The organism is Pseudomonas sp. NPDC087803 (assembly GCF_044742995.1).
Lineage (GTDB): Bacteria > Pseudomonadota > Gammaproteobacteria > Pseudomonadales > Pseudomonadaceae > Aquipseudomonas.
On record NZ_JBIUVO010000002.1, the window covers coordinates 212,518 to 235,834 of the forward strand.

The 23,317-nt window shown below is 60.2% G+C and carries 19 protein-coding genes and 2 pseudogenes; 9 read left to right on the forward strand and 12 right to left on the reverse strand.

From position 1 onward, the window contains the following. Both ACIOUG_RS04020 and ahpF read left to right on the forward strand, forming a co-directional pair. Positions 1-299: pseudogene (locus ACIOUG_RS04020) on the forward strand (peroxiredoxin); the annotation flags it as partial. 132 nt (positions 300-431) lie between these two features. After that, a complete protein-coding gene (ahpF, locus tag ACIOUG_RS04025) occupies positions 432-1,994 on the forward strand; it encodes an alkyl hydroperoxide reductase subunit F (RefSeq protein WP_401062704.1) in 1,563 nt (520 codons plus the stop codon). 126 nt (positions 1,995-2,120) lie between these two features. On the opposite strand, the gene gloA is transcribed toward ahpF, so the two are convergent. Next, on the reverse strand, positions 2,121-2,642 hold the full coding sequence (gene gloA / locus ACIOUG_RS04030; RefSeq protein WP_401062706.1) for a lactoylglutathione lyase: 522 nt from the start codon (positions 2,640-2,642) through the stop codon (positions 2,121-2,123). 139 nt (positions 2,643-2,781) lie between these two features. Here gloA and ACIOUG_RS04035 point away from each other — a divergent pair, with 139 nt between their 5' ends. Then, positions 2,782-3,300, forward strand: coding sequence for a DUF4946 domain-containing protein (locus ACIOUG_RS04035; protein WP_401062828.1), 519 nt, complete (start codon positions 2,782-2,784; stop codon positions 3,298-3,300). Positions 3,301-3,518: 218 nt separating this feature from the next. On the opposite strand, the gene ACIOUG_RS04040 is transcribed toward ACIOUG_RS04035, so the two are convergent. Together ACIOUG_RS04040 and ACIOUG_RS04045 are read right to left on the reverse strand one after the other, a co-directional pair. After that, positions 3,519-3,884 (reverse strand): histone-like nucleoid-structuring protein, MvaT/MvaU family, encoded by a 366-nt coding sequence (locus ACIOUG_RS04040; RefSeq protein WP_401062708.1) that lies wholly within the window; start codon positions 3,882-3,884, stop codon positions 3,519-3,521. Positions 3,885-4,117: 233 nt separating this feature from the next. Further along, positions 4,118-5,653 carry an EAL domain-containing protein gene (locus ACIOUG_RS04045; protein ID WP_401062709.1) on the reverse strand — a complete coding sequence of 512 codons (1,536 nt, stop codon included), beginning with the start codon at positions 5,651-5,653 and terminating at the stop codon, positions 4,118-4,120. 457 nt (positions 5,654-6,110) lie between these two features. Here ACIOUG_RS04045 and hppD point away from each other — a divergent pair, with 457 nt between their 5' ends. After that, complete coding sequence (gene hppD, locus ACIOUG_RS04050) at positions 6,111-7,187, forward strand: 4-hydroxyphenylpyruvate dioxygenase (protein ID WP_401062711.1); 1,077 nt, start codon at positions 6,111-6,113, stop codon at positions 7,185-7,187. Positions 7,188-7,325: 138 nt separating this feature from the next. On the opposite strand, the gene rarD is transcribed toward hppD, so the two are convergent. The 4 genes from rarD to ACIOUG_RS04070 form a co-directional block, all read right to left on the reverse strand. Beyond that, positions 7,326-8,207 (reverse strand): EamA family transporter RarD, encoded by an 882-nt coding sequence (rarD, locus tag ACIOUG_RS04055; protein ID WP_401062713.1) that lies wholly within the window; start codon positions 8,205-8,207, stop codon positions 7,326-7,328. A 275-nt stretch (positions 8,208-8,482) separates the two neighbouring features. Then, a complete protein-coding gene (locus ACIOUG_RS04060) occupies positions 8,483-9,496 on the reverse strand; it encodes an aldo/keto reductase (RefSeq protein WP_401062715.1) in 1,014 nt (337 codons plus the stop codon). Positions 9,497-9,564: 68 nt separating this feature from the next. Beyond that, positions 9,565-10,464 carry a LysR family transcriptional regulator gene (locus ACIOUG_RS04065; RefSeq protein WP_401062716.1) on the reverse strand — a complete coding sequence of 300 codons (900 nt, stop codon included), beginning with the start codon at positions 10,462-10,464 and terminating at the stop codon, positions 9,565-9,567. A gap of 180 nt (positions 10,465-10,644) precedes the next feature. After that, entirely contained in the window at positions 10,645-11,955 is a 1,311-nt protein-coding gene (locus tag ACIOUG_RS04070) for an MFS transporter (protein ID WP_401062717.1), read from the reverse strand. A gap of 172 nt (positions 11,956-12,127) precedes the next feature. Here ACIOUG_RS04070 and ACIOUG_RS04075 point away from each other — a divergent pair, with 172 nt between their 5' ends. From ACIOUG_RS04075 to ACIOUG_RS04095, 5 genes and pseudogenes are all read left to right on the forward strand, one after another. After that, on the forward strand, positions 12,128-13,246 hold the full coding sequence (locus ACIOUG_RS04075) for a sugar diacid recognition domain-containing protein (RefSeq protein ID WP_401062719.1): 1,119 nt from the start codon (positions 12,128-12,130) through the stop codon (positions 13,244-13,246). Positions 13,247-13,469: 223 nt separating this feature from the next. Beyond that, complete coding sequence (locus tag ACIOUG_RS04080) at positions 13,470-14,612, forward strand: glycerate kinase (RefSeq protein ID WP_401062720.1); 1,143 nt, start codon at positions 13,470-13,472, stop codon at positions 14,610-14,612. Between the two features lie 335 nt (positions 14,613-14,947). After that, positions 14,948-15,715 (forward strand): annotated as a pseudogene (locus tag ACIOUG_RS04085) (MCP four helix bundle domain-containing protein); the annotation flags it as partial. Continuing rightward, positions 15,710-16,573: a methyl-accepting chemotaxis protein gene (locus ACIOUG_RS04090; protein WP_401062830.1), complete on the forward strand. Its 864-nt coding sequence runs from the start codon at positions 15,710-15,712 to the stop codon at positions 16,571-16,573. The pseudogene ACIOUG_RS04085 and the gene ACIOUG_RS04090, both read left to right, overlap by 6 nt. A 41-nt stretch (positions 16,574-16,614) precedes the next feature. Continuing rightward, the gene (locus ACIOUG_RS04095; protein WP_401062722.1) at positions 16,615-17,802 is read left to right on the forward strand and encodes a pyridoxal phosphate-dependent aminotransferase; all 1,188 of its coding nucleotides are present in this window, start codon (positions 16,615-16,617) and stop codon (positions 17,800-17,802) included. Between the two features lie 117 nt (positions 17,803-17,919). Here ACIOUG_RS04095 and ACIOUG_RS04100 read toward each other — a convergent pair whose 3' ends face one another. The 5 genes from ACIOUG_RS04100 to ACIOUG_RS04120 all read right to left on the reverse strand — a co-directional run bounded on the left by ACIOUG_RS04100 (position 17,920) and on the right by ACIOUG_RS04120 (position 23,270). Beyond that, positions 17,920-18,897: a 2-hydroxyacid dehydrogenase gene (locus tag ACIOUG_RS04100; protein WP_401062724.1), complete on the reverse strand. Its 978-nt coding sequence runs from the start codon at positions 18,895-18,897 to the stop codon at positions 17,920-17,922. A 14-nt stretch (positions 18,898-18,911) separates the two neighbouring features. Then, on the reverse strand, positions 18,912-20,210 hold the full coding sequence (locus tag ACIOUG_RS04105) for an MFS transporter (RefSeq protein WP_401062726.1): 1,299 nt from the start codon (positions 20,208-20,210) through the stop codon (positions 18,912-18,914). 96 nt (positions 20,211-20,306) lie between these two features. Beyond that, a complete protein-coding gene (locus tag ACIOUG_RS04110; protein WP_401062728.1) occupies positions 20,307-21,314 on the reverse strand; it encodes a sugar kinase in 1,008 nt (335 codons plus the stop codon). Next, positions 21,307-22,089 carry a sugar phosphate isomerase/epimerase family protein gene (locus ACIOUG_RS04115; RefSeq protein WP_401062730.1) on the reverse strand — a complete coding sequence of 261 codons (783 nt, stop codon included), beginning with the start codon at positions 22,087-22,089 and terminating at the stop codon, positions 21,307-21,309. Before ACIOUG_RS04115 ends, ACIOUG_RS04110 begins: the two co-directional genes overlap by 8 nt. Positions 22,090-22,244: 155 nt before the next feature. Then, positions 22,245-23,270 carry a LacI family DNA-binding transcriptional regulator gene (locus ACIOUG_RS04120; RefSeq protein WP_401062731.1) on the reverse strand — a complete coding sequence of 342 codons (1,026 nt, stop codon included), beginning with the start codon at positions 23,268-23,270 and terminating at the stop codon, positions 22,245-22,247. Between the last annotated feature and the right edge of the window lie 47 nt (positions 23,271-23,317).

Below are 23,317 nucleotides of genomic sequence, written 5' to 3' on the forward strand. Positions count from 1 at the left end.
AAAGCAAAATACACAACACCATAATATCATCCCCGACACAAGTAAACACCCGCAACATCCACGTCCTGATCGAAGAAGCTGGCCAGGCTGACCGTGGCACCTTCGTGATCAACCCTGAAGGCCAGATCAAAATCGTTGAACTGAACGATGGCGGCGTTGGCCGTGACGCTTCCGAGCTGCTGCGCAAGATCAAGGCTGCTCAATACGTTGCTGCTCACCCAGGCGAAGTTTGCCCGGCCAAGTGGAAAGAAGGCGAGGCCACTCTGGCTCCGTCCCTGGACCTGGTCGGCAAGATCTGAGTCTGTGAGACACGCAACACAGGGCGGGACTCCGCACCTACTTCAGTAAGCTGCACCGCCCATTGAAAAAGCCCGGGCGAGATTCGCTCGGGCTTTTTTTCGCCTCGAATAAAGACACAGGAGATCGCCCGTATGTTGGACGCCAATCTTAAAGCCCAGTTGAAATCGTACCTGGAACGGGTTACCCAGCCGATCGAGATCGTTGCTTCCCTCGACGACGGTGCGAAATCCCGGGAAATGCTTGACCTGCTGAAAGACGTTGCCAGTCTTTCGAGCCAAATTACCCTGATCGACAGCGGCACCGATGCGCGTAAACCGTCGTTCTCGATCAATCGCCCGGGTGCCGACATCAGCCTGCGTTTCGCCGGCATCCCGATGGGCCACGAATTCACCTCGCTGGTGCTGGCCCTGTTGCAAGTCGGCGGCCACCCATCGAAAGCCAGTGCTGAAGTGATCGAACAGATCCGCTCGCTCAAAGGTGAGTTCAGCTTCGAAACCTACTTCTCGCTGTCGTGCCAGAACTGCCCGGACGTGGTCCAGGCGCTGAACCTGATGGCCGTGCTAAACCCGAACATCCGTCACGTCGCCATCGACGGCGCGCTGTTCCAGGACGAAGTCAACGATCGCAAGATCATGGCCGTGCCGAGCATCTACCTCAACGGTGAGAACTTTGGCCAGGGCCGCATGGGCCTGGAAGAAATCCTCGCCAAACTCGACACCGGCGCCAGCGAGCGTCAGGCCGAGAAAATCAGCGCCAAAGACGCTTTTGACGTGCTGGTGGTCGGCGGTGGCCCGGCCGGTGCTTCGGCCGCGATCTATGCCGCCCGTAAAGGCATCCGCACCGGTGTCGCGGCCGAGCGCTTCGGCGGTCAGGTGCTGGACACCATGGCCATCGAAAACTTCATTTCCGTGCAGGAAACCGAAGGCCCGAAACTGGCGACTGCGCTGGAAGAACACGTCAAGCAGTACGACGTCGATATCATGAACCTGCAACGCGCCGACAAGCTGATCCCGGGCAAGAACGGCGAACTGCACGAGGTCCACTTCGCCAGTGGCGCGACGCTGAAAGCCAAGAGCGTGATTCTGGCGACCGGCGCGCGCTGGCGTGAAATGAACGTGCCGGGCGAACAGGAATACCGCAACAAGGGCGTGGCGTACTGCCCGCACTGTGACGGTCCGCTGTTCAAAGGCAAGCGTGTGGCGGTGATCGGCGGCGGTAACTCCGGCGTTGAAGCGGCCATCGACCTGGCCGGTATCGTCTCCCACGTGACCCTGCTGGAGTTCGACGTGCAACTGCGTGCCGACGCGGTACTGCAACGCAAGCTGCACAGCCTGCCGAACGTCACCGTGATCACCAGTGCACAAACCACTGAAGTCACCGGCAATGGCGAGAAGGTCAACGGCCTGCGTTACAAGGATCGTAAGACTGACGAACTGCGCAGCGTCGAGCTGGAAGGGATCTTCGTGCAGATCGGTCTGCTGCCAAACACCGACTGGCTCAAAGGCACCATCGAGCTGTCGCCACGTGGTGAGATCATCGTCGACAACCGTGGCGAGACGTCGATCCCGGGGATCTTCGCGGCCGGTGACGTGACCACTGTGCCGTACAAGCAGATCGTGATTGCGGTGGGCGAGGGCGCCAAGGCTTCCCTCAGCGCGTTCGATCACTTGATCCGTACTTCGGCGCCGGCGTAAACGTCAGTCGCTGAAACGAAAAAACCCATGAGCGATCATGGGTTTTTTTATGGGTGAAGCAAAAGATCGCAGCCTGCGGCAGCTCCTACAGGAAATGTGTAGGAGCTGGCAAAGCCTGCGATCTTTTTACAGCGGCGCAGGCTGGATGATTTCAACCCAGTAGCCATCCGGGTCCTTGATGAAGGCCAGGCTTTTCATGCGGCCGTCGCTCAGGCGCTTCTGGAAATCACAACCCAGCTCTTCAAATCGCGCGCACGCGGCAACGATGTCCGGCACCGAGATGCAGATGTGGCCGAAACCACGCGGGTCGGTGTTGCCGTTGTGATAGGCGAACTCGGCGTCGTTTTCGGTGCCGTGATTGTGAGTCAGCTCGAGGATGCCGGGAATCGACTTCATCCATTCGGTGCGGGCAGCGGCGTCGGCCGGGATCTGCGACTTGTCGACCAGCGCGAGGAAGTACAGGCTGAATTCGGCTTCCGGGAAATCACGCTTCTCCACCAGCGAGAAACCCAAGACGCGGGTGTAGAAGTCCAGCGACTGGGTGATGTCCTTCACACGCAGCATGGTGTGGTTGAAGACGAAGTTGCGGGTTGCGCTGTCTGGCGTGGCGGTGACGCCGGGGAAAGTGTTCAGTTCGTGCAGGCTCATAGGCCCTCCGTAACAATGGGGCGAGTGAATGGGCGCAATGATACGCATGCGGGGCGGCATCGCCAAACCGAATGCGCGGCTTGCTCTGTGGGCGGCCGAGCCTCAGACTTTAATGCTCAATCTGTGGGTGGCTCTGGTAATGATCCGACCGTTCAAAGCGCTGTTCGTTTGCCTTTTCTCGTCGCTGCTTGCCGCCCCGGTTTTGGCGGATCCGCCGAGCATCACCTGGCCTGCGGGTTGGGAGGTGGAGGTATTGCCCGAAACATCCCCTGAGGTTTCGCGTCAGCGTGCAGTGAAAAACGACGCTGACGGCAATCAGGTCATGGTGATGGAGTTGACCATGACGCAGGTGGAAACCGGTCATCAGGTCAATGTGCAGGGCGTTCTGCTGGAAATGCGCAAGTCGATTCAAAAGGACTTCTTCCAGAGCGGCTATCAAAGTGTTTGCAACAAAGTCCACCCGGCGAAGCTCGGCTCCTCGGACGCGCAGGAAACCACCTGCACGATCACTGAAAATGGCCGTCATGTGTTGTCGCAAACATTGGTCGCCGCGGTCGAGGCCGATAAAGCGTATGTACTTTCTTACGCGGGTCAGGCTGAGGTTTATAAGGCCAGCGCTGACGAAATTGTCGCCGTGAGAAACAGTGTGAAACTTTAAACGTCTGTTCGCAGCCCGGCAGGATTAGATACCCGAAGGCATTAAGCACAAAGTTTAGCGCTGGTTACCGCAGCAACATTCCGGTGCAAATTGTTTAGCCGCACGGCTTGTGGGTGTTAAAGCGGATTGATAACTAGCGCGGGGGAAATCGTTGCTTTTGTTAGATATTGTCCAAAAAAAAGCCCTGCATAAAGCAGGGCTGGTTTGTTGACGCAAGATTAACCGCGCAACCAGGAATCAACGGTGGCAGCACCGTACTGTTCCTTCCAGGCTTTCAAGCCACGGTGGTTGCCGCCCTTGGTTTCGATCAGTTCGCCAGTGTGCGGGTTCTGATAAACCTTGACCACGCGAGCGCGGCGGGTTTTCGGTGCGGCAGGCGCCTGCAGGCCGGATTTGGACGGGTTCGGATCGAGGATTGCGATGATGTCTTTCAGGCCTTTGCCGTAGGTTTTCATCAGCCCCTGGAGCTTTTCTTCGAATTCGATTTCTTTCTTGAGCCCGGCATCGTTCTTCAGCGATTCCAACTGCTTGAGCTGTTCCTGATGGGCATTTTCAGCTGCACGAAATTCAGCGAGTCTGGACAATATCTTTACTCCAATAGTGTGTTTGGCTGATACCAACCGCAAACAAAGCTATAAGCCAAGAGCCTTGAAGCGACTCGGTGATAATGGCTCACCTGCCAATCTTGCACAGGCTGAAAAAATTGTAGTAGTTAATGCGCCAAGAGTAAATCCTGATGTTGTCGTCATGTAACAACGGTGGTCTTTTGTATCAATTTGGTGCGTTGAATCGCAGCGCCAGGCTTAATTCTTTTTAGTTAATGATGACTTAATGCGTGGATGAAATCGGCGCCAGGCATGGGTTTTCCAAACAGATAGCCCTGCAGGAAGTTGACATGGTGCGCGGTCAGATAGTCGGCCTGCGCCTGGGTTTCTACACCTTCGGCAACAATACCCAGATCAAGCTTGGCCGAAAGTTCGATAATCGTGTCCAGAATGTGTCGCGACAATGCGTCAATACCGATCATCGCCACAAAGCTCTGGTCGATCTTGAGAAAGTCGACATTGAATTTTCGCAGGTAACCCAGGCTGGAATGCCCGGTGCCGAAGTCGTCGATGGCGATCATCACCCCCAGCCTGTGCAGTTGCTCGAACAACTGAAGAGTGACGTCGGTCGGCTCGATCAGTTCACGCTCGGTCAACTCCAGCACCAGGCTGATACTGTCGGGCGCGAACGCGGCAAGAAACTCGCGGCAGTCTTCAACCAGTTGCAGATCGTGACAATGACTGGCGGTGATGTTGATGCCAAGGTGGAACGGTTTGTCGAAGCCCGCAGACAGCGGGCCGAGCAGGGCGGCGGTCTGTTGCATCAAAGAGCGGGTCATCGGCACGATCAGCCCCGAGTGTTCGGCAAAGGGGATGAACAGATCCGGCCGTACCAGGCCTTCCTTGGGGTGATTCCAGCGCATCAACACTTCGGTGCCGGACCATTTCCTGCTGTCGCCATGCACCACCGGCTGGAAGTAAGGGATGAACTCACCAGCTTCCAGTGCGCGCAGCATTTCATGGCTGGGGGAGGTGGAGCGCCGCTGCAGGATATGGCCGATAGCGCCCGAGATCACCCCGAAAAACACCAGCAGGCTGAACAGCGGCGGATATTCATCGGCCATGTAGCGCCAGGTTTCGCCGTGCGGGAAACCTGCAGCGACACTAAAGGCATAACGCGAAGACACCAGCATGCTTTGCGCCACGGGCAACGGCGGCAGGGCGCCCTGATGCACTTTGCCATCGGCGGACAGCCAGTTGTCGCCGACCTGCAACAACAGCAACGTCTGCCGGCCGATCAGGCGCAGGACGTTACTCAGGTGATAGCCATCGAGTGTGGTCAGCGCGCCGCCGCGACCTGCGCTGAGCCGATATACCAGCAACGCAGTGTTGGGCGTGACGGGGTTGCCGTTCATCAACCACAGCTTGCCCTGGGTGTAGTCGCCCGGGTTCACGGCTTCCTTGTACTCCCCGAACAGCGAACTGCAATAGAGGTTGTTGTCCCACACCAGATTGGTCGAGCGCACGAAAGGGCGGCGCGTCACTTGCTCACGCAACGCCAGTGTGGCGCTGTCGCAGGGCTGGCCGGCCAGTGGCAGCAGTTCGCTGGCGGCCTGAGCGGTGTTGTCGAGCATCAATTCGAACTGGCGCAACGCTTCATCGGCGGTGTTCTGCGTGCTTTGCTGCAGGGTGCGCTCGGCCTGCATATACAGAATTCCTGTGCCTAGAAGCACCGGCAACACGCCGCAAAGCAGAGTCACAATCATCCGCACGCTACGTTTGCGGCGGGGTCTGACGGTCAAGGGCATGGACGCATCCTGTTGCGAAGGAGTGAAACTCTCGAATGCAGGCCTGGCAACGGCGCGCCTGTGAAAACAGCGGAGTCAAAACGCATGATAGATGGCCGTTGGCGCTTGTGCAGCTTACGAGCTGTTGATCGGTGGGGGAGTGCGAAACAGGCTCAGTGCTTTACCTGTGCAACAAAGCTCTTGCACCGATGCGAAAAAGGCGGATTTTATAGAGAGGGCAGACAACCCTATTTACGCTGTGTAGAATCGGGTTACGCATACAATAATAATCGTCTTCTGGCAGCAGAAGCCTCGCCCGCAAGAGCCTTGGGTCGACAATGAAGATATTCGGGTTTCAACTGATCTACGGTGACTTCCTCGCCCGCAGTGTGCGAGGCATCTCCTGCGCACCGCCCCGCAGCCTCAGCATTACTGACAAATAACTTTGGTTAATTGATAAGAATGATGAGGCGTCACCATGACAGATTTATACGAAAACCCAATGGGCCTGATGGGCTTTGAGTTCATCGAGTTCGCATCGCCGACTCCTGGCACCCTGGAGCCGATCTTCGAGATCATGGGCTTCACCAAAGTCGCGACCCACCGTTCGAAGAACGTGCACCTGTACCGTCAGGGCGCGATCAATCTGATCCTCAACAACGAACCCAACAGCGTCGCTTCGTACTTCGCCGCCGAACACGGCCCGTCGGTGTGCGGCATGGCGTTCCGCGTCAAGGATTCGCAAAAGGCCTACAGCCGCGCGCTGGAACTCGGCGCCCAGCCGATCCACATCGAAACCGGTCCGATGGAACTGAACCTGCCGGCGATCAAAGGCATCGGCGGTGCGCCGCTGTACCTGATCGACCGTTTCGGTGAAGGCAGCTCGATCTACGACATCGACTTCGTGTTCATCGAAGGCGTTGACCGCAACCCGGTCGGTGCCGGCCTGAAGATCATCGACCACCTGACCCATAACGTGTATCGCGGTCGTATGGCCTACTGGGCCAACTTCTACGAGAAGCTGTTCAACTTCCGCGAGATCCGCTACTTCGACATCAAGGGCGAATACACCGGCCTGACCTCGAAAGCGATGACCGCACCGGACGGCATGATCCGTATCCCGCTGAACGAAGAGTCGTCCAAGGGCGCCGGGCAGATCGAAGAGTTCCTGATGCAGTTCAACGGCGAGGGCATCCAGCACGTGGCGTTCCTCACCGACGACCTGATCAAGACCTGGGATCAGTTGAAGAAGATCGGCATGCGCTTCATGACCGCGCCGCCGGACACCTACTACGAAATGCTCGAAGGCCGCCTGCCGAACCACGGCGAGCCGGTTGATCAGCTGCAATCGCGTGGCATCCTGCTCGACGGCTCGTCGAACCCGGACGACAAGCGCCTGCTGCTGCAGATCTTCTCGGAAACCCTGATGGGCCCGGTGTTCTTCGAATTCATCCAGCGTAAAGGCGATGATGGGTTCGGCGAGGGTAACTTCAAGGCACTGTTCGAATCGATCGAGCGTGATCAGGTGCGTCGTGGTGTGCTGACCACCGAGTAAGCGATAAAAAAGCCTGGCTTATGCCAGGCTTTTTCAAAATCAAAAGATCAAAAGATCAAACGATCGCAGCCTGCGGCAGCTCCTACATTTGGAATGAGTTTTCCTGTAGGAGCTGCCGAAGGCTGCGATCTTTTGCATTCAGGAGCGGCGTTGCCGCATCAGGTGCTTGAAGCCTTCAAACACCAGTACCACCACCGCCAGCCAGATCGGAATATAAGTCAGCCACTCTCCCGCCTTGATACTTTCCCCCAGCAACAGCGCCACACCGAGCAACAACACCGGTTCCACATAACTGAGCAAACCAAACAGGCTGAACGGCAGCAAGCGACTGGCAATGATGTACACCACCAGCGCCGAAGCACTGATCAGGCCGAGCAGCGGAATCAGCCACAGCAACCCCGGGTACTGATCGAATACGGCAAAGCCTTGTTCGCCACCGCGCACAAACCAGTACGCCACCGGCAGCATCAGGGTCATGTCGACCCACAGCCCGCCGAGGTTGTCGGTCTTCAGGCGTTTGCGCAGCACGAAGTACAGCGGATACCCGATGACGACCACCAGCGTCGCCCAGGAGAAGCCGCCGACCTGATACAGCTCGTTCGCCACGCCCAGAATGGCAAAGAACACCGCGATTTTCTGCAGATACGACAGGCTGTCGCCGTAGACGATGCGCCCGGTCAGTACCATCGCCAGTGGCAACAGGAAATAGCCCAGCGACACGTCGAGGCTGTAGCCATTGAGTGGCGCCCACATGAACAGCCACAACTGCACGCCGAGCAACGCCGCCGAAACAATCAGGCCGCCGATCAGCTTCGGATAGCCCGCGACCTTGCGCAACAATTCCAGCACCCGCCGCCATTCCCCGGAGACCAGCATGAACACGGTCATGCACGGCACGGTCAGCAGCATCCGCCAGCCAAAGATTTCCACGCCGCTCAACGGGGTGAGCAGCGAGGTGTAGTAATACATGACGGCAAACAGCACCGAGGCTGAAACCGATAGAGCGATACCTTTAGACAAACTGTCCTCGCGGGTGGGTGATCAAACAGGGCGCGCAGGATACGTGGTTTTTGTGCTGAATATTGGCCGAGTGCTCAATATTTCCCACACATCTTGAAGATAAGCACAAAACCTGTGACTGTGACTCAGCTCGCGAAGAGGGGCCAGACTCGCAATCTTTGGTGACGGGGCCAACGCTTTCGCGGGCAAGCCCGCTCCCACAGTGAATTGGTGTCGAATACAAGGTTTGCATCCGGCGACAATCCCCTGTGGGAGCGGGCTTGCTCGCGAAGCGCTTAGCCCTGATGCGGTTTACGGCCCGACACAAAATGGCTCACATCGTTGAAACCCGGCGTCGACGCATGCCCCGGTGTCACCAGCGAGTCGATAAACGCTTCATCTTCCGAGGTGATCTGCACCGCCTGCGCCTTGGTGTAGGCATCCCACTGCTGTTCGGTACGCGGCCCGACAATCGCCGAGGTCACCGCGCTGTTGTTGAGCACCCAGGCAATCGCGAACTCGACAATCCCGACCCCACGCCCTTGCGTGTACTGCTGAATCTGCTGGGCGATACGCAGCGATTCCACCCGCCATTCGGTTTCCAGAATGCGTTTGTCCTGACGTCCGGCGCGGCTGTTGGCGTCCGGGGTCACGTCCGGTGCGTACTTGCCGCTGAGCACGCCACGGGCCAGCGGGCTGTAAGGCACCACGCCGAGGCCATAGGTTTGCGCGGCGCTGATCTGCTCGGTCTCGGCCTGGCGGTTGACGATGTTGTACAGCGGCTGACTGATCACCGGGCGATCGACACCCAACTGGTCAGCGATGCGGATCACCTCGGCAATGCGCCAGCCGCGATAGTTCGACAGGCCCCAGTAACGAATCTTGCCCTGGCGAATCAGATCGCCAATCGCCGACACCGTGACTTCCAGCGGCGTGTTGTGGTCTTCGCGATGCAGGTAATAGATGTCGAGGTAGTCGGTGCCGAGGCGCGTCAGGCTGGCCTCCAGACCATTGAAGATGTGCTTGCGGCTCAAACCGCTGCGGTTCGGCACGCCGTCCACCGGACCGAAACCGACCTTGGTCGCCAGCACCCATTCATGTCGATGGCGGGCAATCGCCTCGCCGACGATTTCTTCCGAGCGGCCGTTGGTGTAGACGTCGGCGGTGTCGATGAAATTGATGCCCTGATCCCAGGCCTTGTCGATGATGCGCAGCGAATCCTCGGCGCTGGTCTGCTCGCCAAACATCATCGTGCCGAGGGTAAGGGTGGACACCTGCAACCCCGAGTGCCCCAGTGTGCGATAGCTCATGCCGAAATCCTTTTGTCGGTGGGAAAACTCCAATCAAATACCAGAAGCGTCCGACCCGGCAAAGTGAATTATCGGCTGAGCGCTGCGCAACGCGTCTGCAAAAACGCCTGCAACACCCGAACGCGTTCCGACACCTGCACCCGATGCGGGCAAAGCAGATTGAACGGCACGCTCTCGCCCTGCCAGTCATCGAACAGGGTCAGCAAGCGTCCGGCGTAGACGTCATCGGCAACATCCAGCCAGGCTTTGTAAGTGATGCCGTGCCCGGCCAGCGCCCAGCGTCGCGCGACTTCGCCATCATCGCTGAAGTAGTCGCCGTGGACTTCTACCTCCAGCGTTTCGTCTGCGCGACTGAAGCGCCAAGTGTTGTAGGGGCGTCCGTTGCGCAGATAGAGCAGGGCACTGTGCTCGCATAATTCGCCGGGGTGTTGCGGGGTGCCATGGCGGGCCAGATAGTCCGGGCTGGCGCAGGCTACCCGTCGATGCTCGGGCAGAATCGGCAACGCCACCAGCGTCGAATCACTGGGCACGCCAAAGCGCAGCGCGACATCCACGGTTTCGCGGAACAGGTCGGCATGCCGATCATTGAGCAGCAATTGCAGTTGAATATTCGGATGTTCGCGCTTGAAATCATCAAGCCACGGCAACAACACATTGCGCCCGAAATCCGACGGCGCCGCCAGTTGCAGCACGCCGTTGAGGCCTTCGCCGTGTTGCTTGAGCGCCTGCTCGCCTTCGGCCAGTGCGGACAGGGCGATGCGCACGCTGTCGAGATAGCGCCGACCTTCTTCGGTCAGGCGCATGCTGCGGGTGGAGCGCGCGAGCAAGCGGATGCCGAGGCGGGTTTCCAGACGCTTCAGCGCGATGCTGGCGGCGGCCGGTGTCAGTTCCAGCGCACGGGCAGCGGCGGAGATGCTGCCGGAATCGGCCACGCGGACGAAGATCTCCAGATCGAGAATCGAGCTCATTGGTAAAAATCCTTTAAAGATCCTGGCGTTTTTGCGGGATTTTTACCTGATTGGCAATAGCTGACGCTGTAATCAATCAGCAAAAAAAGATCGCAGCCTGCGGCAGCTCCTACACGGAAATACGTGTTTCCCTGTAGGAGCTGCCGCAGGCTGCGATCTTTTGATCTTAAAGCGTGATGATTAAGCCCGCAGCGTCCGCGTCATGCGCAACGCCAGCAAGCTGCCGCCAACGATTACACCCGCCAGCAAATACAGCGCCGCATCGGTCGAGCCGGTGCTGTCCTTGACCCAACCCACCAGATAGGGGCTGAGGAAACCGGCCATCTGCCCCATCGAGTTGATCAACGCCAGACCTCCGGCCGCCGCGCCCGCGCTCAACAGGGCGGTTGGTACAGGCCAGAACATCGGCAGACCGGTCAGCGCACCCATGGTCGCAATGGTCAGGCCGAGAATGGCGATGGCCGGGTTGGCGGCGAAGTTCACCGCGATCAGCAGGCCGAGCGCGCCCATCAGCATCGGCACAACTAAATGCCAGCGACGTTCTTTGCGCAAGTCCGCCGAACGTCCGACCAGCAGCATGAACACCGCCGCCAGCAGATAGGGGATCGCACTCAACCAGCCGATCACCAGGTTGTCGCTGAAACCGAGGTTCTTGATGATCGACGGCAGCCAGAAGTTGATCGCGTATACGCCGCTCTGGATACAGAAGTAGATCAGGCCGAAGGCCCAGATCGCCGGATTCTTGAACACCGCCAGCAGCGAATCGGATCCGGTTTTCGGTTTGTTCGCCAGGTCTTCGGCCTGATCCGCTTCGAGTACCGCACGTTCATGCGCAGTCAGCCACTTGGCATTGGCGAAGCTGTCGCTGAGCAGGAAGTAGGCGAGCACGCCGAGGATCACGGTCGGAATGCCTTGCAGCAGGAACATCCACTGCCAGCCGGCCAGACCGCCCTGGCCGGCGGCGAAGTGATTGAGGATCCAGCCGGAGAACGGGCTGCCAAGCAGACCGGAGACCGGGATCGCCGACATGAACAGCGCCATGATCCGTCCACGGCGGAACGTCGGGAACCACTGCGAGAGGTACAGCACCACGCCCGGGAAGAACCCGGCTTCGGCGGCGCCGGTGAACAGGCGCAGGGTGTAGAACTGGGTTGGCGTGGTGACGAACAACAGGCAGGTCGACAGCGTGCCCCAGGTGATCATCATCAGCGCGATCCAGCGTCGCGGGCCGAATCGGGTCAGGGCCAGGTTGCTCGGTACGCCGCACAGCACGTAGCCGATGAAGAAGATCCCGGCACCGAGGCCGTACACGGTTTCGCTGAACTTCAGCGCGTCGAGCATCTGCAGTTTGGCGAAGCCAACATTGACCCGGTCGAGGTAGTTGAACAGGTAGCAGATGAAAATGAAGGGAATCAAACGCAGGGTGATGCGTTTGTAGACGGCGTTTTTATCGGCGTCGATGGTCTGGGTAGCTGCGGCGCTCTGCGACATAGCGGCTCTCTCTTTATTATGATTTTTTGCGATGCACAGGTTAACGTGCATCGCCCTGAGAGTCTCGGTCACTGGTGGCCGGATTGTCTTTGTGCCTGAGCACAGGGTTTACCGCCAGACCCTGTGCGGGTGAACAACCGTCCGCTGCCGTTTCTTAAGGATTTTGCCGATCATGTTCGAACTCGATCACGACCTCGCTCAGGATATCGTCGACCGGGCCATGGCCATTTTGCCCTACAACGTCAACGTCATGGACAGCCAGGGTCTGATCCTTGGCAGTGGCGAACCGGAGCGCATCAACACCCGTCACGAAGGCGCACAACTGGTGCTGGCCAACGGGCGGGTGGTGGAGATCGACGCGCAAACTGCGGTGCATCTGAAGGGCGTGCAACCGGGGATCAACCTGCCGCTGCTGCTCGATCAGCGCCTGATCGGTGTGCTTGGCATTACCGGCGAGCCGGAGCAATTGCGCACCTACGCCGAACTGGTGCGCATGACTGCCGAAATGCTCGTCGGTCAGCGCAACCAGCAGGCCGAGCAGCAATGGCGGCGCCAGCGTTGCGATGACCTGCTGGCGTTGCTGTTGAGCGACGCGGGGGACTCGCCGCGACTTGTCGATGAAGCGCAGCAGCTGGGACTCAAACCGCAGCTGACACGGGTGCCGTACCTGTTCGAACTGGGGCTGGAGCATGGGCCGGGGCAAACCGTCGAGGCGTTGAGTGCGTGGTTGACCTCACGCTACCCGGACAGCTGGTGTGTGAGTTCTTCCAAGTCATCGCTGCTGTGGTGCAGGCCGGCGGGTCAGACGGTCGAGCATGATCGTTTGCTGGAAAAACTCGATGGTCTCGGCTGGAACATTCTGCGTATCGCTGTCGGCGGGCAAGCGGATGGTCTGCTCGGGCTGCGCCGCTGTTACCAGCGGGTCGGCGATCTGCTGGCTTATGGCCGGGACGTGTTGCCGCAGTCGCGCCTGCTGACGCTCAATCGCTATCGTCTGCCGGTGATGCTCTGGCGCCATCGCAACGATGATGCGCTGGATGAACTGCTTAAACCGTTGCGCAAGGTGATCGCCAAGGACGGCAACGGCCAGTTGCTCGCGACCCTGCGCAGTTGGTGTGAACATGATGGCCAGAGCCAGGCGTGTGCCGATGCGCTGGGCATTCATCGCAACAGCCTGCGCTACCGGATGGAGCGGATTGCCGAGATCAGTGGGGTTGATCCGCTGAAGCTCGACGGGATGCTGGCGTTGTACCTTGGGGTGCAGCTGCTTCCTCAGACTGATCCGGGCTGAGCGTATGTTTTCTGAGACGCCATCGCGAGCAGGCTCACTCCTACACTTGAAATGCGTTCCCCTGTAGGAGTGAGCCTGCTCGCGATAGGGCCAGAACATTCGGCATCAAGCCCAAGGCTTTTGTAGAAATGAACAATAATCGCCAACCGCGCTTGTGCAGCGGACAGGCGTCAATGCGCATGCCGACTGGCAGCATGAGGAGCATTGGAACTGGAGAATTCGCATGAAAATCGTCATCGCCCCCGATTCGTTCAAGGACAGCCTGAGTGCCCAAGGCGTTGCCGAGGCCATTGCGCTGGGACTGGCGCAAGTCTGGCCGCAAGCAACACTGGTCAAATGCCCGATGGCCGACGGCGGCGAGGGTACGGTGGAGTCGATTCTTGCCGCCTGCGAAGGTGAACTGCGGCGCAACCGGGTGCGCGGGCCGCTGGGTACGCCGGTCGATGCGTCGTGGGGCTGGCTGCCACACAATCACACCGCGATCATCGAAATGGCCGAGGCCAGCGGTTTGCAACTGGTCTCACCGGGGCAGCGCGATGCGTGCATCACCAGTACCTTCGGTACCGGCGAGCTGATTCGCGCCGCGCTGGATGCCGGCGCGCAACGGGTGATTCTGGCGATTGGCGGCAGCGCCACCAACGATGGCGGCGCCGGCGCGATGCAGGCGCTCGGGGTGAAATTGCTCGATGCGCAAGGCCAGGCACTGGTGCCGGGCGGCCTGGCACTGGCGCAACTGGCGCGGCTGGACCTGAGCGAACTTGATCCGCGTCTGGGCCAGGTGCGTTTCGACATCGCCGCCGACGTCAACAATCCGCTGTGCGGCCCGCACGGTGCCTCAGCGATTTTCGGCCCGCAAAAAGGCGCGTCACCGGCGCAGGTGCAGCAACTGGATCAGGCGCTGGGACACTTCGCCGACCTCTGCGCGCAAGCGTTGCGCAAGGATGTTCGCGATGAACCGGGCAGTGGTGCAGCGGGCGGGCTGGGCTTTGCGGCGAAGGCGTTTCTCGGCGCGCAATTTCAGGCCGGTGTCGAGGTGGTTGCCGAACTGGTGGGCCTGGCCGAAGCGGTCAACGGCGCGGATCTGCTGATCACTGGCGAAGGGCGCTTCGACGCGCAGACCTTGCGCGGCAAGACGCCGTTCGGCGTGGCACGCGTGGCCAAGCAACACGGCGTACCGGTGATCGTCATTGCCGGAACACTGGGCGAGGGTTATCAGGAACTCTATGAACACGGCATTGATGCGGCATTCGCCGTGACCAGCGGGCCGATGACCCTCGAACAGGCCTGCGCCGAAGCCCCACGCCTGTTGCGCGAACGCGCGACGGACATCGCCCGGGTCTGGCAGATGGCCAAACTCAATAACTGACTCCCTGAACATATTGTGGTGAGGGGATTTATCCCCGATGGGCTGCGAAGCAGCCCTCAAACTTTGGCAAAAAAAACGGTCTTCAGATTTTGCGACTGCTTCGCAGCCGATCGGGGATAAATCCCCTCGCCACAGGGGGTTAGTGTCAAGGTGTTTCAGTGCTGAAACACCTTGAAAAATATTTTCGCTTTACACCAAATCTTCCTAAAGCCCAGCCGATACAGAGGTCAGGCGCACACAGAATCCCTCCAATAGTGGCGCCACACCGAGCCCGTTCCACAGGCCGGTGATGACGGCAAGGACGCTCGCAGTTACCTCTACCCGAGAGTCCAACCATGTCCTTGCGTAATCTGAACATCGCGCCCCGTGCTTTCCTCGGTTTTGCCTTTATCGCCTTGTTGGTGATCGTTCTTGGCGTGTTCGCCGTCAACCGCATGACGACCATCCGCCAGGCCTCCATCGACATGGAGACCAATCAACTGCCCAGCGTTGCCTACCTTGGCAAAGTGACGGAAAACGTGCTGCGCCTGCGGATTCTCTCGTTCCGTGTGCTGGTCAACCGCGAGCCATCGGCGTTGCAGGATGCCCAGGGGCGGATCAACGAGTTGGTGGACAAAGTGCGCAGCGCCCAGGCCAGTTATGCCGCCTTGCCCGCCGGTGGTGAAGAACTGGCGCAATACAAGGCGTTCGCCGCGACACTGGACAACTACCTGCAAGCGCAAAACCAGATGATGGAGCTGTCGCGCCAGGACAAGGTCGAGGAGATGCGCACCCTGATCAACACGCGAATCAAGGACGGCACCGACCAGATGGGCGAGCAGCTCAACAAACTGATCGCGATCAACGCCGCGGACGCGAAAACCGCCTCCACTCAGGCCGGCGAACATTACGACAGCGCCATCACCGGCATCGTCATCGTTGCCGTCGTCGCGGCACTCGCCACGGTATTGCTGGCCTTGTTGCTCACGCGCAGCATCGTCACGCCACTGAACCGAGCAGTAGCAGCAGCGCAAACCATTGCCGATGGCAACCTGAGCAAGACCATCGACGTCGACGGCAAGGACGAACCGGCACGCTTGCTTCAAGCACTCGCCGCCATGCAGAGCAACCTGCGCAAAACCATCGAGCAGATCACCGGCTCCGCCACCCAGTTGGGCGCTGCGGCCGAAGAACTGAGCGCGGTCACCGAAGAAGCCTCCCGTGGCCTGCAACAACAGAATAACGAGATTGAACAGGCTGCCACCGCCGTCAACGAAATGACCGCCGCTGTGGAAGAAGTGGCGCGCAATGCGGTGTCGACGTCCGAAGCCTCGAACCAGTCGACTCAGGCTGCCCGCGAAGGTCGCGATCAAGTGGTGAAAACCGTCGACGCGATCCAGACCATGACCCATGACGTGCAGAACACTGCGCAAATGATTGAAGGCCTCGCCGCGCAGGGCCGCGACATCGGCAAGGTACTCGACGTGATTCGCGCCATCGCCGAGCAGACCAACCTGCTGGCGCTCAACGCGGCGATCGAAGCGGCGCGTGCCGGGGAAGCCGGGCGTGGGTTTGCGGTGGTGGCGGACGAAGTGCGCGCCTTGGCGCATCGCACTGCGCAATCGACCCAGGAAATCGAAAAAATGGTCGCCGGCATCCAGAACGGCACCGGCGAAGCGGTTTCCTCGATGCAGCAAAGCAATCAGCGCACCCAGACCACCCTGGAAATGGCCCGTGCCGCCGGCGTGGCATTGGAACAGATCACCCAGTCGATCCATCAGATCAACGAACGCAATCTGGTGATCGCCAGCGCCTCGGAAGAACAGGCGCAGGTTTCCCGTGAAGTCGACCGCAACCTGGTCAACATCCGTGACCTGGCCACGCAATCGGCCGCCGGGGCTAACCAGACCAGCGCCGCGACCCATGAACTTTCGCGCCTGGCGGTGGATTTGAATGCCATGGTGGCGCGGTTTGTGATTTGACCTAGGGTGAAGGCTGGAGACCGCGCAATCAGGAGACGTACATGCGCTATTCAGCCTTGACCCAACGAATCGCCGGGGAGGGAGCAGCGGCTTGGCAGATTCACGACCGAGCGCTGGAGTTGCGCGCCGAGGGTGTCGATATCCTGCTGCTGAGCGTGGGCGATCCGGATTTCGACACGCCGCTGCCGATCATTCACGGCGCCATCGACAGCCTGTTGGCCGGCGATACCCATTATTCCGAAGTACGTGGCCGCTTGGCGCTGCGTAAGTTGATCGCCGCCCGCCACCAGCGGCGCAGCGGTCAGGTGGTGGATGCCGAGCACGTGATCGTGCTGCCGGGCGCGCAATGCGCGGTGTATTCGGTCGCGCAATGCCTGCTTGATCCGGGGGACGAGGTGATCGTCGCCGAGCCGATGTACGTGACCTATGAGGGCGTGTTCGGCGCTTGCGGGGCGACCGTAGTGCCGGTGCCGGTCAGGCCACAAAATGGTTTTCGCGTTGATCCCGCCGATGTCGCGGCGCGGATCACGCCGAAAACCCGCGCCATGTTGCTCAACAGCCCCAATAATCCTTCCGGCGCGAGCCTGTCTCTGCTGATCTGGCAAGAGCTGGCGGCGCTGTGTGTGCACCACGATTTGTGGCTGATCAGCGACGAGGTCTACAGCGATCTGCTCTACGAGGGCGAGCACATCAGCCCGGCGAGTCTGCCGGGCATGGCCGAGCGTACGGCGACTATTAACAGTCTGTCGAAATCCCATGCCATGACTGGCTGGCGCATTGGCTGGTCGATCGGCCCGAAAGCCTTGGCCGAGCATTTGGTGAACCTGTCGTTGAGCATGCTGTTCGGTCTGCCTGATTTCGTGCAGAAAGCCGCACAAGTGGCGCTGGAAAATGATCTGCCGGAAGTGACGCAGATGCGCGAGGAATACCGTTTGCGCCGCGATCTGGTGTGCGAACGCTTGCGCGGCTGCCCGGGGCTGCAGCCGATCCGCCCGGATGGCGGGATGTTCGTGATGGTCGATGTGCGCCAGACCGGGTATGGCGCGCAGGCGTTTGCCGAGCGGTTATTGGCAGGATATGGCGTATCGGTGCTGGCTGGCGAAGCGTTCGGGCCGAGTGCGGCGGGGCACATTCGCATCGGGCTGGTGCTGGACCGGGTGAAACTGGCGGATGCCTGTGCGCGGATTGCGTTGTGTGCGGTGCAGCTGTTGCAGGCGCGTAGTGCCTGAGCGATGTGTATTGCCTGTCCCGGCCTCATCGCGAGCAGGCTCACTCCTACAATTGAAATGCATTCCCCTGTAGGAGTGAGCCTGCTCGCGATGACCATCGGACAGGCACTGAAGATTTCAGCCCTGCCAAGCCGCCGGATTCACCAGATTTACCGGCTTCTCCCCAGCCAAAGCCGCCAGCAGATTGTCCACCGCACACCTTGCCATCGCCTCGCGGGTCTCATGCGTCGCCGAACCCATGTGCGGCGTCGCCACCACATTGTTCAGCTGCAACAGCGGTGAATCATGATTCAACGGTTCACGCTCGAACACATCCAGGCCCGCCGCGCGAATCCGCTGGTGGCGCAGCGTGTCGATCAGCGCCGCCTCATTCACCACTTTGCCCCGTGAAATATTGATGAAAATGCTCTCGGGGCGCATCAACGCAAACTGCTCGGCGCCGATCAAACCTTCGGTCTGCGCAGTCAGCGGCAAGGTCAGGCAGATGAAATCAGCCTCTTGCAGCAGCGCCTCAAGGCTGCGGTACTGCGCGTCAAAACGCGCCTCGACCGCCGGTTTGCGCGACTGGCTGTGATAAATCACCGGCATGCCAAAACCGAAATGTCCGCGCTGCGCCAACGCTTCGCCGATGCGGCCCATGCCGATAATGCCCAGGGTCTTGCCATGCACATCGGTGCCGAAATGCGTCGGGCCGATGTTGCGATGCCACTGGCCGCTGCGCACCATATTCGCCAGTTCTACCACGCGCCGGGCCGTGGCGAGGATCAGCGCGAAACCGGTGTCGGCGGTGGTTTCGGTGAGCACGTCCGGGGTGTTGCTGAGGAGGATCTTGCGCCGCGTCAGGTAGTCGATGTCGTAGTTGTCGACGCCCACCGAAACACTGGCGATGGCCTCAAGCTGCGGCGCCAGATCGAGCAACGCGGCGTCGAGTTTCAGGCTGGCACCGAGCAAACCATGGGCGCCGGGCAGGGCGTCGCGCAGCTTCATCAGGCCATCGGCGTCGAGGCTTTCGATCAGCGTCACTTCACACTGTTGTTGCAGGCGCGTCATCAGCGCCGGCGAGAGTTTCTTGTACAGCACGACTTGTTTTTTCATGGGCAAAAATCTCTTCAGGAATGCGCCGGCACGGGACGCGTGGCAACGGCTTTGGCCACGACGCGGTCACTGGCGCCAGGCTTGAGAAAAATCGTCAGCACCACCGACAGCAGCAACGCGCCGCTCATCAGCAGGTACGATGCGCCGGGCGAACCGGTGGAGCTGTTCAGATAACCGACCAGATACGAGCCGCCGAACGAACCGAGCGCGCCCATGCTGTTGATCAGCGCCATGGCACCGCCGGCGACGTTGGCCGGCAGGATCTCCGGAACGATGGCGAAGAACGGACCGTAAGGCGCGTACATGCAGGCGCCGGCGATCACCAGCAGCGTGTACGACCACCAGAAATGTTCCGCGCCCAAGGCGTAGGAGCCGTAAAACGCGATGGAGGCGATCAGCAGCGGTGGCCAGACGAAGCGTTTGCGCTTCTGCAGTTTGTCCGAGCCCCACGACACCGCCAGCATGCCGATCACCGCCGCCAGATACGGCAGCGCCGACAGCCAACCGGCCTCGATCATGTCCATTTGCGCGCCGGCCTTGAGGATCGACGGCAGCCACAGCACAAAGCCGTAGACGCCGATGCTCCAGCAGAAAAATTGCAGCGCCAGAATGATCACCTTCGGCGAGCGGAACGCTTCGGCGTAGTTCTTCACTGCTTTGATCCCGACCTGTTCGGCGGCGAGAGCGCTTTCCAGATCGTGCTTTTCCTGGTCGCTCAGCCACTTGGCCTGAGCCGGACGGTCGTCAGCCAGTTTCCACCAGATAAACGCCCAGATCACCGCCGGCAAGCCTTCGATGATGAACATCCAGCGCCAGCTGAAGTGCTGCACCAGATACCCTGAGACCACCGACATCCACAGCATCGTTACCGGGTTGCCGAGGATCAGAAAGGTATTGGCCCGCGAGCGTTCGGCACGGGTGAACCAGTGGCACAGGTAGACCAGCATCGCCGGCATCACTGCTGCTTCGACCACGCCGAGCATGAAGCGGATCACGATCAGCCAGTAGGCGTTGGACACCACCCCGGTCAGGGTGGCGAGAGCGCCCCAGAAAATCAGGCTGAAGAAGATCAGCTTCTTCACGCTGTGCTTTTGCGCGTAGATCGCCCCCGGCACCTGGAAGAAAAAGTAGCCGAGGAAAAACAGCGCGCCGAGCAATGACGACAGGCCCGGGGTGATCATCAGGTCGGCGGCCATGCCGGATGCAGCGGCAAAGCCGTAATTGGCGCGGTCCAGATACGCCAGGCTGTAGGTGATGAACACGATCGGCATGATGTACCACCAGCGGCGGGCGGCGAGGGTTGCGGTTTTCATGGTGTTGCTCCTGAGCTTGTTGTTTTTGTCGCAGCAGGTTCAATTAGCGGGTTGTCTTGGCGGGCCTCATCGCGAGCAGGCTCACTCCTACAAGGGTTATGTGTTCGCCGCTGCACTTATGACTGGCGGAGATCCAATGTAGGAGTGAGCCTGCTCGCGATCAGCGGCCTCGAATTCAGCGATCAGCTCGGACCGGGTCGGCAACCCCTCCATATCCCCGCGACTCTGCACCGCCCGACTGCCAATCCAGTTCGCGCGGTGCACCGCCTCGGCAAAACTCTGATGTTCCAGCAGGGCACTGATCATGCCGACGGCAAATCCGTCGCCCGCACCCACGGTGTCGACCACCTCGGCCACCGGCACCCCGGCGACAAACCCCTGATCCAGATGTGTGCGGTAATACGCGCCTTGCGGCCCGAGCTTGATCGCCACGGCTTCAGCGCCCTGATCGAGGTAAAACGCCGCGATGTCCGCCGGGTCTTCAAACCCGGTCAACAGCCGACCTTCGCTCAAGCCCGGCAGCACCCAGTGGGCGAAGGCGGCGAGGCGGTTGATCTCACGGATCATCTCTTTCTCGCTGGCCCACAGGCTCGGGCGCAAGTTCGGGTCGAACGAGACGCTGCGCCCGGCATGGCGCATGCGCGTCATCAGCTCGAACGACATCTCCCGGGCGGTCGCCGACAACGCCGGTGGAATCCCGGTGGCGTGCAGATGACGGGCACTGAGCAGGGTGTCGCTGATCGACTGCACGGACAGGTGACTGGCCGCCGAGCCACGGCGGAAATACTCGACCTGCGGATCGCTGCCATCGTCAGTACGTGACTTGAACTGAAAACCGGTCGGATGCGCGCTGTCGACGGCGACGTGACTGCAATCCAGACCTTCCCTGGCCAGCGTTTCCACCACAAAGCGTCCGAGCGAATCGGCGCCAACGCGGCTCAGCCACGCCACCTTGAAACCCAGACGCGACAGGCCGATCGCGACGTTGCTGTCGGCGCCGGCAATGCGCTTGTGAAAGTGCTCGACCGCGGCCAGATCACCGCTCTGCTCGGCGACCAGCATCGCCATGGTTTCGCCGAACGACAGAATATCGATGTCAGACATGGGCAGGCTCCAGACGCGATTGGCCGAGGTGGGCGAGGGCGGCGACGTGTTCGCGGGTCAACTGCACCAGGTCATCGCCTTGCAATGGGTATTCGGCGGCGCGCATAACGCCTTGGGCCATGTGCCGCAGCAGTTGTTCCCACAGATGCAGATCGCTGACGGCGGGCGGCACCGCCACCAGTTTGCCGTCGGCGCGGCGGGCCACAGCCTTGCAGTGCACGTAACCGACATGGCGGCCGAGCAGGCGTGCGGCGTTGCTGGCGGATTGGTCCTGCCACTGCCAGTTGCCGATGTCGAAAGTCATCTTGATCGGCAGGTTGTGTTGCTCGACGGCCGCGAAAAAGCGCTGAAAGGGTTCGATGCGCCCGCCATGCAGGGTCTGGTCGTTTTCCACCAGCAGTTGCACCGGACTGTCGTTGAGCAGTTGCTGCAGCACCTGCAGATCACAGTTGTCGGTGAAGTAACCGAGCGAGACTTTCAGCCATTTCGAACCGAATGCCTGTGCATGTTGCAGTGCGCTGATCAGTTCGGGATTGGGCCGCGCCTGACCGGCGAGCCACAGTTCGCTGGGTGAGGAGTAGATGCTTTGCAAGCCCTGCGCCTGGGTGGCGGCACTCAGTTGCGCCGGCACTTCGCGGGTCAGCAACTCTTCGCGCCACTCGATGCGATCAGCGCCGGCGGCGGCCAGCACGTCGATGAAAAAGTCCTGCCCGCGTTGGCGCACAAGCTCGGCGCCGTAGCTGGACAGACTGATGGAAACGGCGGGTTTATTCATTGTTGTTTACCTCTGAAACCGGTTTCATTTTTGTTCAAAAAAAATCTCATGGATCTTTGTCGGGCGTTCGGGCGCCATCGCGAGCAGGCTCACTCCTACAGGGGGAGCGCAATCCAAATGTAGGAGTGAGCCTGCTCGCGATGGCGCCATAACAGTCACCGCAAAGATCCCTGGGTAGAACCCCGCTCAACCAGCACCGGCGCAAAATCCACCCTGCGCGTTCTCTCGACATCCCCCCGCAGACGCCTGAGCAAACACTCGAACGCCCGCGCGCCAATTGCTTCAGTCGGCTGGGCGAGGGCGCTGATCCCACTGCCCACCAACGGGTACCAATCCAGATCATCCAGGGCAATCAGCCCGACATCCTCGAACAACCGGCAACCGATCTCGCGCAAGGCCAGGGTGCAGGCCAGCGCCGCCACGCCGTTGGCGCAGAACAACGCTTTCGGGCCATTCGCCGGTTGCTTTAAAAAGCGTTGAAGTTGAGTCGCGAGTTCAGCGCCGGTTTCCAGTACCGCGCCGGTCAACCCGGAACGCTGGGCAATATGCGCCTGAAAACTGTTGACCCGCTCGATCCGCGAGCTGGTGCCGTCATGGGGTTCGGAGACCAATAAAATGTCGCGGTAGCCACGCTGTTCAAGGTGCGTCAGCGCCATTTCTACCGCATGCGGGTTGTCCAGTCCGACCATGTCGCTGTCGAGGCCATCGACCTTGCGATCGACCAGCACCAGCGGCATTTCCCGTTGCAGTTGATGCAATTCGTCACGGTGATGGCCGAGGGTGTTCACGATCAGCCCTTCGATGTTGTACGAGCGCAGCAATGCGAGGTGCTGGCGTTCCTGCTCGTCATCGCGGTCGGTGTTGCACACCACCAGGCTGTAGCCGTGCGCGCGGCAGGCAGTTTCCACCCCGTGCATCACGGCAATTGAATAAGGGTTGCGGATATCGGCCACCAGCATGCCGATCAGACGTGTGCGCCCGCGTTTCAGGCCTCGGGCCATTTGATTGGGGCGGTAGCCGAGTTCGGTGATCGCCTGCTCGATGCGCAAGGCGATGGCATCTGAGAGCAGGGCGCGGTCATCGCCAATGAAGCGCGAGACGCTGGCCTTGGATACACCGGCGCGTTCGGCAACGTCGAGCATGGTCACGCGGCTGCGCTGGGCGGCGGAGAAATCGTTCATCGGGCGATCTTCTTGTTTTGAATGAGCAAACGGTGTCATTGCCTGAC